The organism is Clostridioides sp. ES-S-0049-02, assembly GCF_020658465.1.
Lineage (GTDB): Bacteria > Bacillota > Clostridia > Peptostreptococcales > Peptostreptococcaceae > Clostridioides.
In genome coordinates, this window is the sequence record NZ_JACVWG010000002.1 from 245,426 (window position 1) to 257,951 (window position 12,526).

The window sequence follows — 12,526 nt, forward strand, 5'->3', positions numbered from 1 at the left end:
ATAAATAGATGTTTTCTATAAGATAATAATTACTATAAAATGTATGGGGTTATGACAATGCTCTAGAGAGAAGCAATTCAGTAATTGTACTGTTTAGCTTCTCTCTTTTAATATTTATTACTATTTATGGTCTTATTAAGATTCATTCATAAGTGATAAATTAGTGGCAATATAGACTCTTAATTATAGCTAAATCAGTGATAAACACAGTATTTTAGAGGATAATCAATTTTTCATTTTAATTTATATAAATAAATATCTATTTTATTGTGCTTAACATAAAAACACCAAACATGATTAATATTATTCCAAGAAAAATAGCAAGCCACTCTCTTTTATTTTTCTTTTCTTTAAAGAAGATAATTCCTCCTAAAGTAGCTACTATAACACAACTCTGAGAAATAGAAAAACTTATCGTAACTCCCAAAGTATTGGTTGTAATAAACATACCTAAATTTGCTATTGACCACAATACTCCAGTAATTAGATTAAATAAAACATTTTCCTTATGTAAAGTCTCTCTAGAAAAATACTTAACAATAATTGATGCAGTTATTAACATCCCAACAGATTGAGGCAATATAATTCTATATCCTTCAATTGAAAATATTTGATTGGCTACAACATATAATGCTAAAAACAAGGATGATAATAATGTAACTCCAATACATTTCAACATATTGCTATTAGTAGATTTTCTTGTTTGATAATTTGTGAGAAGTATACCTATTATTATACATAAGATTGATAAGGTGCCAATCAAAAACATTTTAGAACTAGTCCATTCATTAAATAAGATTACAGCTAGTAAAGTTGTAAAAGTTAATTGTGAACCATTTGAAATTGGCATTACTTTAGATACACTAGCAATTTGAATTGCTTTAAACTGCATTAACTGACCTAAACTCCAAAATATCCCAGAAATCATACTCACACAAAATGAAAAAAATGTAATCTCAGGATGCATAACCAAAGTTATTATAGTGGAAAATATAAACGCACTTATAGAGGTACCTAAAAGTTGTTCGTAGGGAGAACTTTTTTTGAGGTTTGCAGCTATGGGCATTAATCCCCACCCTATTACAGGAAGTAATGCAATAATTATTGTCAGCATTAAATTATTTCCTTTCATATTAAATTTAGACAGTTTTTAATTTATCATCTAAAATTAAAGTATTCAATACATAAAAATTACCGTATTTAATCAGGAAATATTAGTAGTTTTGTAGAAAAACATTTTCCATTAAAATAAAAACAAAGGGAAGGAGTAAGTTTGAAAATGTTAACTGATATGATTCAAAATCGTGAAATTAGAATAATAAAGTTTTTATTAAAAGAAGGTCATACAACTGTTAAAGCAATAGCAGATGATTTAGATGTTTCAGAAAAAACAGTTTCAAAATCTCTCAAAGAAGTAGAAATAGTACTTAAAAAGATAGGTCTTTCTTTAGTGAGAAAACCTAAAATAGGTGTTTATATTGAAGGAGATTTAAGAAAAATACTTCCTTACCTAGATAATAAAGGAAGTCAAATTCCTACAACAAGAGAGGAGAGAGTTATATATATATACTCAATTTTGTTAAAAAGTAATGATTATATTACTATACAACAACTTTCTGAAGAATTATATATAAGTCGAGGAACAATTGAAAGAGATTTAGCTGAGGTTGAAAAATTACTAAAAAGTGAAGGAGTTTCTATATATAAGAAACCTAGTAAAGGAATTAAATTGAATATAAGTGAAAGAGACAAAAGACAGCTTACTGCTAAGTTTATACATAAATTTTGGAGTAGAAATTGGTATATTAAGCAAGAACAAGAAAGTTTTTATCAAGCTTTTGAAAAGATACAAGCAGATGTGAATGGTATCTTTTTTGAGGATGATTTATCTATCATTATTGAGATTCTTAGAACTTTTAGTGAGGAAAGAAAATTTGAGTTTTCTGATTATGAATTTCAATCACTGGTTATTCATTTAGCTATAGCAGTAGAAAGAATTAGAAAAGGTGAATATATAGAAGAAAATTTATATACTAATAAGATAGAAAATAATCAAATGCCAAATACAAATTATCTAGCAAAGCAACTAGAAGAAAAATTTTCAATATTATTGCCAAATTCTGAAATTGGATATATAAATCTGCACTTAGTAGCTGCTGACCAGCATAGAAACACTACTGAACTAAAAAGTAATTCAAGTAAACCTTATGAAGCGAATACAAACAATATGTCAAATCTTCGAGAAATTATCAAAAATACATTGTATAAGACAGCCTATGATAAAGATTTAATTGATGGATTAACTACACATATACATTCGTCGATAAATAGATTGACATATGGTCTTAGTATCAAAAACCCATATGTAAATACAATTAAGCAAAACTTTTCTCTATCATTTGAACAAGCTTTAAACTTGAAAAAAGTAATTGAATTTATATATGATATTCGAATAAATGATGACGAATGTGCTTATATAGCACTACATTTTGAAGCTTTTAGAGAAAGAATGAAAGAACTACCACAAAGCATTAGGGTAATTCTAGTATGTAGTACAGGGTTGGGTTCTTCTAGGTTATTATCTGCAAGGTTAAAAAAATACTTCCCTATGGTAAAGATTGAAAAGATACTTTCTGTCCAAGAATTAGTATCTAGTAAAATTGATGCAGATTTAGTAATCAGTACTATTTATTTAGAATTAGAAACTATTCCAACTATAGTAGTTAGCCCTATTTTAAATGAAAATGATATAAGAACTTTAGAGAAAAACATACAAAATGTTCCAAGAACTACTTCTGGAAAATCTAAATCTTTTAAAAAGTTAATATTTGAGGAAAATATTTTGTTAAATATTGAGGCATCAGATTATGAAGATGTAATTAGATGTATAACAGATAACTTAATAAAAAGAGGTTATGCGAAAGAAGGTATAGCTGAAAGTGCAATTGAAAGAGAAAATTTATCTTACACATCTTTTCAATATATAGCTACACCTCATGCTAATCCTAGTTATATTAAAAAATCTAATATATCTGTTGCAACTTTAAAAAATCCTATTATATGGGGAAATGAAAATGTAGAAGTTGTTTTCTTTATTTCATTAGAAAATGACAAAAATTTGGAGCTTGATGAAATATATGAAGTTTTTTATGACTTCATTGACAATAAAAAAAATATAAATAACATATTAAGTGCAACTTCACCAAAAGAAGTGTACGATTTGCTAATGGAGGAGAATATATAGTGAAAATATCAGATGTATTGAAGGAAGAGCAGATTGTTTTTAATCTTGATGCAACTACCAAGGAAGAAACAATAAAAAAATTAAGTAGTATATTTGTTGAAAATGGGATTGTGGATAATGAAGAAGAATATGTTAAGTCTGTTTTAGAAAGAGAAGAACATGCAACTACAGGTATTGGGAATGGTATTGCTATTCCTCATGGGAAAAGTGATGCTGTTAAGAAATCTTCTATAATATTTGCAAAATCCAAAAATAAAATTGAATGGGAAGCCTTAGATGAAAAACCAGTAGATAGCATTTTCTTGTTGGCTATAAGTAACATTGATAAAGACAGTAACCACCTTGTCTTATTGTCTAAATTGGCAACTAAGTTAATGGATGATGACAATGTGGATGCATTAAAATTAGCTGATTCAGCACAAGAAGTAATTAAAATATTTAATGAGGGAGAAATGTAGAGATGAAAAGAAAAATTATAGCAGTAACAGCATGTGCAACAGGGGTTGCACATACATATATGGCAGCACAAGCATTAAAGAAGGCTTCAAAAAAAATGGGTCATCTTATAAAAGTTGAAACACAAGGAGCAACTGGAATTGACAATGAATTAACTGAAAAAGATGCGCAAATTGCAGAAGTAGTAATATTTGCTGTAGATACTAAAGTTAGAAATGCTGAACGTTTTGAAGGCAAAGAAATATTAGAAGTACCAGTTAATGCACCTATAAAAGATGCAGAAAAGGTAATCAATGATGCACTAAAGTTAATTGACACTAAATAAATGGAGGGAAATATAATGTTAAAAAAGATAGTCTCTGAGTTAAAAAAGCATGTTTTAACAGGAATCTCATATATGATTCCATTAGTAATTGCAGGTGCTATGATAATGGCAATATCTCGTGTAGGGGGTTCTTTATATAATATACCAGATATATGGGACGTTAAATATGCAGAAAGTGCTAGTAGTATTGTTAGATTATTACATGATTTAGATGGTTTTGGAGGCACTGCTTTAGGATTAATGTTTCCTGTAATTGCAGCCTTTATAGGATTTTCTATAGCTGATAAATTAGCTATAGTACCAGGACTTGTTGGAGGTATGATTGCTAAGGATATCGGAGCAGGTTTTTTAGGAGCTTTAGCAGTTGGTTTAATCGCAGGATATACATGTTTATTTATTAAAAATAATGTTAAATTACCAAAGTCAGCAGCTTCAATAGTACCAATATTTATAGTACCAGTATTTGGAACGTTAATAACTGTTATATTAATTAATTATGTCATAGGCATTCCTTTTGCAACATTAAATACTGGCTTAGAAAATTGGTTAAATGGATTATCAGGTACAAATCAGATATTGATGGCAGCTATTATTGGAGCAATGATGGCAGTTGACCTAGGTGGGCCAGTTAATAAAGCAGCTTTGACAACATCACTTGCATTATTAACAAGTGGGATTTACGCACCTAATACAGCAGCAATGGTAGGAATTGTTATACCACCACTAGGCTTAGGTCTTGCTACTATATTAGCAAAACAAAAATATAATAAGCAGCTGCGTGAAGCTGGTAAATCATCTCTTATAATGGGGTTGATTGGAGTTAGTGAAGGAGCAATTCCTTTTGCAGTAGAATCTCCATTAAAAGTAATACCATCATGTGTGATTGGTACAGCAATTGCCTCAGCTATGGCAGTTGGATTAGGTTCAGTGAATGCAACTCCAATTAGTGGATTTTATGGATGGTTTACAGTAGAAAACTGGCCAATGTATGTATTATCAATTGCAGTAGGAACAGTAATTGTAGCAGGTTTAGTTATAATATTACGTGGAAATCCAGTTATCGAAGATGATGAATTTGAAGATGATGAATTTGATGAAGCAGAATGGGAATCTTAAAATTCAATAAAAATTTAAGAAAAGTAATAATTTAGGTTTAATATAAATTTTATAGTTAGTATAAGTTTTGAGTATTGTTGAGTCTTGATTACAGCCTAAAAATATTAAAATGAAGAAATAGAGGAGCATAAATGATAAAAGCACATATTGTTAATCATACACACTGGGACAGAGAGTGGTATTTTACTTCTGGAGATGCATTAGTACTTAGTGAGCAATTATTTACAGATATAATTGATGAGTTAGAGCGTAATCCAGATGTAAGTTTTGTACTTGATGGACAACTTTCTATTTTGGATGATTATACACAAGTACATAAAGAAAAAATAGAAAGTATTAAAAAATTAATAGAAGAAAAAAGATTATATATCGGACCATGGTTTACACAAACAGATGCATTCTTCGCTAGAGGGGAATCTATTTTAAGAAATTTAATGATTGGAATATTTGAAAGTAAAAAGTATGGTGAGTACATGAAAATCGGGTATTTACCAGATACCTTTGGTTTTAATGCACAGATGCCTATTTTATTAAGACATGTAGGGATTGATAATATTTTCTTTTGGAGGGGTATCCACTTAGGAAAGCAAGTTCAATCACCGTATTTTAAATGGAAAAGTTTAAATGGAGAAAAGTATATATATGCTGTAAATATGCCACATGGATATGGAACTGGTATGCTTTTAGAACCTTCACCAAAGTATGTCAATGGACGATTAGACCCCGCTATTGATTTTATTAAATCATATAGTGATGTAGAAGAGGTATTAATACCTTCAGGAAATGACCAATTAAATATAATAGGTGATTTTAAAAATAAAGTTGAAGAGATTAATAATATTGGAAAGTATTCTTATATAACAAGTTCATATCAAGACTTTTTGAAATATGTAAAATCTATAGAATCATTAGAAAGCTACAGAAGTGAATTTAGAGAACCAATGCTTGCAAGAATACATAAATCAATTGGTTCTAGTAGAATGGATATAAAATTAGCATGTGATAAACTTGAAAATAAATTAATTAAGAGAATAGAGCCATTACTAGTAATTGCTAAAAAGAGTGGAATAGAAATAAGCAATCAATTATTAATAAACACATGGAAAAAGCTTTTAGAAGGGCAAGCTCATGACAGTTTGGCTGGTTGTGTAACTGATACTGTAACAGATGATATTCTTCACCGTATAAGAGAAGCTAATGAAATCTGTGATAGCATTGAAAATACTATTGTAAAGAAAATTTCAGAAGGGCTTAAGTTATCTCAAAATGATGTATTAGTGTTTAATTCAGAAGCTAAAAGATTTAATGGATATAAAGAAATACAAGTAGTGAGTGATAGTAAAAATATTTGTTTTAAAGAAAATTTAGATGCTACTATAATTGAAGAAACTTACATACAACCAAGAGAAAATGTATTGGAAGAGACACCTGCTGGTAATATATTTATTGAAGAACCAGGTTATTATATACTAAAAGTAAGAATAAATATACAACTTCCTGCACTTGGTTATAAAGTTATTAGTTTTGAAACAAGTAATAAAGAGATGTTGTCACTTAGTGAGTCTAATGATACCTTTATATCTAACGATAAATACAAGGTAATATATAAAGATGGAAGCTTGGATTTACAACTTAAAGATGGAACTTATATATCAAACTTTTTAACTTTAAAAGATAGCGGAAATGCAGGAGATACTTATGATTTCTCACCATTACAAGACGATGACGAGATAGAACTTTTGTTTAATAGTGTTTCGACAAAAAGAACATTAGGATATGAAAAGATAGTAGTTGAAGGTACAACTTTACTACCACTTACATTGGAAGATAGAAAAGATAAAAATCTCAATGGAAAATTAAATGTAAGAGCTAGCATTATTTTATCAAAAGATAATCCATTGATAGAGGTAAAACTTCATGTCAACAATACAATATGTAATCATAGATTACGTGTTCATGTAAAAACGAATATAAATGATAATAAAAATATAGCATCATTACCATTTGGATATATAACAAGAGAAAATGGGGTTTTAAGTAATTGGGAAAATACTTATAGTGAAATGCCTATAGATTTGGAACCTTTAGAAAGTAATATTACGCTTACTAATGAGAAGAGAAGTTGTACTGTCTTTACTAGAGGAATAAAGGAGTATCAACATGTCAATGATGAAATAGCACTGACTTTACTTGCTACTACAGATGAATTAGGAAAACCTGATTTATTATATAGACCAGGACGTGCTTCTGGAGATACCACTAAAAAGGGACATATCAGAATTAAAACTGAAAAGGCACAAATACTTAGAGAAGTAGAGTTTTCATTTGCAATATATATGAGTTCTAAATCTTTTGATGAATCAGAAGTTGCAAGTTTAACTCATAACTATTTGCAAGAATCTATAAATTATCAATTACAGGATTATAACTTCTTTTTATATCGTATAGATAATAAGATTCAAAGGTCAATTGTTGAAAAATCTGTGAACAGAGAGTTAGAGATAATATCTTTACCAGAAAATTATCTTGTATCAGCATGTTATCTTTCTTACTATGATAAAGAGAAGTTTGTAATAAGGTTAGAAAATCCAACAAGTGAGAAGTTGATATTAGATGAGCAAATATTTAAAGATAGAAACGGGAAAGTTATAAATGCAATAGAAGAATTAGAGGAACAACAAATATATGAAATAGCACCTTTTGAAGTTATTTCAATATTATTAGATTTATAAGTGTAAAAGTAAGTTTATCATTTAATAATCTGGCAGATAAATATCTGTCAGATTTTTTAATTTGTATAATTTTGGGTAGATATCAAGGTATGGGTTTGATGTTGTATATAGAAATTATTAAAACAGGATAAAGAACTTAGATAAAGAATTATTATATAAGAGCTAAATTTATTTAATATAGTTAACTTTAATTTTATGTAGTTATAAATATTTTATGTAGTTATAAATATGTAGTTACAAAAAAGTACCCAATTGTGATGCATTTATAAAACTGATATAGTAATTATATGAAACCTCAGAAATATTTTAAAACTAAAATATATATTAACAACCTTAAACTAGTAAATCTCAACACATTTGTAACATTTATAAATTAAATAAAAGCATGTCTTAATAATTAATAAAAAGAAAGAGGAGATAAAATGTATAATATAGATGATATGATATATGACTGTCCAGTAGAGGCATTATCAAGCATATTAGGTAAAAAATGGGTAGCTATAATAATATGGGAGTTACAAAAAGATAAAAAAAGATTTGGAGAATTACAAAGAGCCATTCCAGAATGTAGTAAGAAAATGTTGACTCAACAATTAGATTTTTTAATTGAGCAAGGAATTATAATCAACAATAAAAAATCAATTAATAATATTGTAGAATCAACATATTTTTTAAGTGAGTCAGGGGTACTATTACTTCCTGTTATGGAAAAGATGATTATGTGGAGCAATAATAATTTAAATTGCGATAAGTAAGCTTTTAAATTACTTTTGAATTTACAGTGACTTAATTAGGCTATCGTGAGAATAAAAGTAAAAGCAATAAAAGGACATAATTTTTTATTGTAATAATGTAAATAGAATGAGGAGGAGCTTTAATTTGCAAAATATAAATTTATTTGTGGTATTTATAGAAGGGATATTATCGTTTTTTTCGCCATGTATATTACCAATACTACCTATTTATCTAAGTATACTGTCAAATAGTAGTGTGGAAAATTTAAAAGAAGGAAAAACTAATTTTATAAAAAGTTCTCTATTTAAAAATACTATCTTATTTACTCTAGGAATTTCAACAACCTTTTTTATATTAGGTTCATCAGTAAGAGTATTGAGTATGTTTTTTAATGAGAATAAAGACTTAATAATGTTTATAGGTGGGATTATAATTATTATCATGGGATTGTTTTATATGGGAATAATTAAGTCTTCAATACTAAATAGAGAAAAAAGATTAAATGTAAAGTTTAAAGAAATGAGAGCAATAACAGCATATTTACTTGGATTTACATTTAGTTTTGGGTGGACACCTTGTATTGGGCCAATATTAGCATCTGTATTAGTAATGGTTTCTAGTTCAACTAATCATTTGAATGCAAATCTTTTAATAGTAGTATATACCATTGGATTTATTTTGCCATTTATAATTACAGCTATGTTCTATAGTAAGTTGTTTAAGACTATAGATAAAATAAAATCTAATATGGAAATTATTAAAAAGATAGGTGGAGCTATACTTATAATATCAGGAATATTAATGATGATAAATGGGTTTGAAAGTGTGAGCAAGCATTTTAATGTTCCACAAAAAAATAAAGTTGAAAATAATCAAAGTGTGAATCAAGAAGATAATAAACAAGGAAATTCTAATGGCAATACACAAGAAGAGTCTGGTAACAGGGATAATAAAAAAGAATCTAATAATGAAAATAGTGATAACGGCTCTAATGATGAAGAGAGAATAAAATCTATTGATTTTACTTTAACTGACCAATATGGTAAAACACATAAATTAAGTGATTATGAAGGTAAGGTTGTGTTTTTAAATTTCTGGGCTACATGGTGTCCTCCATGTAAAGAGGAAATGCCTCATATAGAGCAGTTGTACAAGGATTATAAGAAAAATAATGAAGATGTAGTAATTTTAGGTGTAGCATCACCTAATTTAGGTAGAGAAGGTTCAAGAGAACATGTAATTAACTTTTTAAAAGATGAAGGCTATACTTTTCCCGTTGCACTTGATGAAGATGGAGAATTAGCATATCAATATGGAATTAATGCTTTTCCAACTACATTTATAATTGATAAAGAAGGATATGTAACACAGTACATTCCAGGAGCAATGAATAAAGAGACTATGATGTCTTTCATTGAAAATCAAAAAAATAAAAAGTATTAATATAGAAGGTTACAAAAAAGTACCTAATTGTACCACCTAGAAAATCTTGTTATAGTAAGAGTATAAATAACAAAGGAAAGGGTTGAAATTTATATGAAAAAAACATTTGATGCAATAATAATAGGATTTGGAAAAGGTGGAAAGACATTAGCAGGAGATTTAGCTAATAGAGGATTAAAGGTAGCTTTAGTAGAAAAGTCAAATAAAATGTATGGAGGAACATGTATAAATGTAGCATGTATCCCAACTAAAAGCTTAGAAAATTCAGCAAACAATGTAAAAAATATAAACTCTTGGAATGATGCACAAATCGAATATGCAAAAGCTATAGAAAAAAAAGAAACTTTGGTTACAAAGCTTAGAGAAGCTAACTATAATAAATTAAATTCAAATGATAATGTAACTATATTTACAGGAATGGCGACTTTTATTGATGAAAATACAGTAGAAGTAAAAACTGAAAATGAAGTTTATGAATTAGTATCAGAGAAGATATTTATCAATACTGGCTCAAAATCATTTATACCTAATATAAAAGGTATTGAAAACAATAAGATAGTATATAATAGTGAATCTCTTATGAATTTAAGAACCTTACCTAAAAAAATGACAATTATAGGTGCTGGGTTTATAGGTTTAGAATTTGCAGGCATCTATAGTTCCTTTGGAACAGAAGTTACAATATTAAATTCAAATAATGGGATTTTACCAAATGAAGATATTGAAGATTCAGAAGAAATAATAAAATTACTTGAAAAGAGAAATGTAAAAATTATAAATAATGCAAAGGTAAAAGAGATTAAGGAAGTTTCTAATTTAGCTACAGTGGAATATGATATAAATAGTGAATTAAAGGAAATAACAAGTGATATAATACTTGTTGCTACAGGTAGAAAAGCAAATACTGAAGGTTTAGGACTTGAAAATGCAGGCATAGAGTTAAATGAAAGAGGATTTATTAAAGTATCAGATAACCTTAAGACTAATAAAAAACACATATGGGCTATAGGAGATATAAATGGAGGTCCTCAATTTACTTATATATCACTAGATGACTATCGTATAATAATCAATCAATTATTTGAAAATAAGACTAGAACGACTAGTAATAGAAAAAATATACCAAATGCTATATTCATAAGTCCAGCATTTTCAAGAGTTGGTCTTAATGTTAAACAAGCAAAGGAAAAAGGATATGATGTATTAGTAGCAAAGATGCCAGTTGAGGCAATTCCAAGAGCTAAACAAATTGGAAAGACAGATGGATTTATAAAAATCGTAATAGATAAAAATTCCAATAAGATACTTGGTGCTAGCATGATATGTGAAGATTCTAGTGAGATTATACATTTAATTCAGTTAGCCATAGATTTAGAAGTAGAATATACATATTTAAGAGACCGTGTTTATGCACATCCAACTATGACAGAGGCTCTTAATGATGTTTTATCTCCTAATATGATAAAGGAAGTATAGAATAAGTGTAATATATAAATAAAGCCTAAAATTATCATTATAAATAAATTTTAAAGAAAGGATACTATGAGAAGTTACTAATAGTATCCTTTCTTTACATTATAAAGTATAAATATAGTAAAAAAGTAATTATTTTGTATTTAAGAGAGTATTAAAAGGTATAATCTAAATATTGAATAATATAAATGGATAAGATAATATTAGCAAACTTCATATTAAGGCGGTGAAATATTCTATGAATAAAATATCTAAAAGGGGTTTTGATGAGAGTGATAAACGATGGTTTTCAAGTAAAGAACTTGTAAGACTTGTAAAGGCTCAAGAAGAAATAGAATGGTTAATAAATAGAGATTATAAAATAGACCCAGTTGTAACTTTTGTGGGAGATAGATATCAGTTTTCAATAAGACAAAGAGATGCACTAAAGAGAGCAGTATGTACTGATGAAAAAAATAGAATAAGACAATCAAAGATACTTTCCTTAGATAAAATAAATGAAGGAATTATATACATAGATGGTTTTAATTTGATAATAGCTCTAGAAGTAGCATTATCTGGAGGAACTCTAGTCATAGGTAGAGATGGAAATATAAGAGATTTAGCAGGTCTTAGAGGAACATATAAAATTATAGATAAAACAGAAGGAGCTTTAAATCTAATAGGAAAGTTTTTTAATAAATATAAGGCTACAAAAATTAAATTTTACTTAGATGCACCAGTTTCTAATTCTGGAAATCTAAGATATAAGATATTAGAACATGCCAAGGTATGGAAAATTGAAACAGAAGTAGAGCTAGTAAAAAATGCAGATGTTATATTAGAAAAACTTGATAGAGTAGTTAGCAGTGATGCTGTTATAGTTGATAAATGTATAAGTTATTTTAATGTAGCTAGAAGTATAATTGAAGAATATATTAAAGATTGTAATATTGTAAATTTAAATGGATAATAACCTTTAATTATACAGAGTAAGTTTAAAAATAGAAGAACGAATATATA

Annotated in this window: 10 protein-coding genes; 9 read left to right on the top strand and 1 reads right to left on the bottom strand. The window is 27.8% G+C overall.

The window, feature by feature from the left end; all coding sequences use genetic code 11:
- Positions 1-259: 259 nt before the first annotated feature.
- A complete protein-coding gene (locus IC213_RS07355) occupies positions 260-1,114 on the bottom strand; it encodes a GRP family sugar transporter (RefSeq protein WP_227862932.1) in 855 nt (284 codons plus the stop codon).
- 165 nt (positions 1,115-1,279) lie between these two features.
- Here IC213_RS07355 and IC213_RS07360 point away from each other — a divergent pair, with 165 nt between their 5' ends.
- The 9 genes from IC213_RS07360 (at position 1,280) to IC213_RS07400 (ending at position 12,476) form a co-directional block, all read left to right on the top strand.
- Positions 1,280-3,244 carry a BglG family transcription antiterminator gene (locus IC213_RS07360; protein WP_227862933.1) on the top strand — a complete coding sequence of 655 codons (1,965 nt, stop codon included), beginning with the start codon at positions 1,280-1,282 and terminating at the stop codon, positions 3,242-3,244.
- A complete protein-coding gene (locus tag IC213_RS07365; protein ID WP_227433910.1) occupies positions 3,244-3,702 on the top strand; it encodes a PTS sugar transporter subunit IIA in 459 nt (152 codons plus the stop codon). The genes IC213_RS07360 and IC213_RS07365 overlap by 1 nt, the downstream gene beginning before the upstream one ends.
- Positions 3,703-3,704: 2 nt before the next feature.
- On the top strand, positions 3,705-4,025 hold the full coding sequence (locus IC213_RS07370) for a PTS fructose transporter subunit IIB (protein WP_227433911.1): 321 nt from the start codon (positions 3,705-3,707) through the stop codon (positions 4,023-4,025).
- A gap of 15 nt (positions 4,026-4,040) precedes the next feature.
- A complete protein-coding gene (locus IC213_RS07375) occupies positions 4,041-5,141 on the top strand; it encodes a PTS fructose transporter subunit IIC (RefSeq protein WP_227433912.1) in 1,101 nt (366 codons plus the stop codon).
- A gap of 131 nt (positions 5,142-5,272) precedes the next feature.
- Positions 5,273-7,873 carry a glycoside hydrolase family 38 C-terminal domain-containing protein gene (locus IC213_RS07380; RefSeq protein ID WP_227862934.1) on the top strand — a complete coding sequence of 867 codons (2,601 nt, stop codon included), beginning with the start codon at positions 5,273-5,275 and terminating at the stop codon, positions 7,871-7,873.
- 422 nt (positions 7,874-8,295) lie between these two features.
- Positions 8,296-8,628: a winged helix-turn-helix transcriptional regulator gene (locus tag IC213_RS07385; RefSeq protein ID WP_227433914.1), complete on the top strand. Its 333-nt coding sequence runs from the start codon at positions 8,296-8,298 to the stop codon at positions 8,626-8,628.
- 124 nt (positions 8,629-8,752) lie between these two features.
- Complete coding sequence (locus IC213_RS07390) at positions 8,753-10,051, top strand: cytochrome c biogenesis protein/redoxin (protein WP_227433915.1); 1,299 nt, start codon at positions 8,753-8,755, stop codon at positions 10,049-10,051.
- 93 nt (positions 10,052-10,144) lie between these two features.
- Positions 10,145-11,527 (top strand): FAD-dependent oxidoreductase, encoded by a 1,383-nt coding sequence (locus IC213_RS07395; RefSeq protein WP_227862935.1) that lies wholly within the window; start codon positions 10,145-10,147, stop codon positions 11,525-11,527.
- 235 nt (positions 11,528-11,762) lie between these two features.
- A complete protein-coding gene (locus IC213_RS07400; RefSeq protein ID WP_227862936.1) occupies positions 11,763-12,476 on the top strand; it encodes a DUF434 domain-containing protein in 714 nt (237 codons plus the stop codon).
- Positions 12,477-12,526: the final 50 nt, after the last annotated feature.

Bases quoted from the DNA above. Each gene is read 5' to 3' on its own strand.
- IC213_RS07380 (WP_227862934.1), top strand. From the start codon at position 5,273: ATGATAAAAGCACATATTGTTAATCATACACACTGGGACAGAGAGTGG.
- IC213_RS07370 (WP_227433911.1), top strand. From the start codon at position 3,705: ATGAAAAGAAAAATTATAGCAGTAACAGCATGTGCAACAGGGGTTGCA.
- IC213_RS07355 (WP_227862932.1), bottom strand. From the start codon at position 1,114: ATGCTGACAATAATTATTGCATTACTTCCTGTAATAGGGTGGGGATTA.
- IC213_RS07375 (WP_227433912.1), top strand. From the start codon at position 4,041: ATGTTAAAAAAGATAGTCTCTGAGTTAAAAAAGCATGTTTTAACAGGA.
- IC213_RS07385 (WP_227433914.1), top strand. From the start codon at position 8,296: ATGTATAATATAGATGATATGATATATGACTGTCCAGTAGAGGCATTA.
- IC213_RS07360 (WP_227862933.1), top strand. From the start codon at position 1,280: ATGTTAACTGATATGATTCAAAATCGTGAAATTAGAATAATAAAGTTT.
- IC213_RS07395 (WP_227862935.1), top strand. From the start codon at position 10,145: ATGAAAAAAACATTTGATGCAATAATAATAGGATTTGGAAAAGGTGGA.
- IC213_RS07400 (WP_227862936.1), top strand. From the start codon at position 11,763: ATGAATAAAATATCTAAAAGGGGTTTTGATGAGAGTGATAAACGATGG.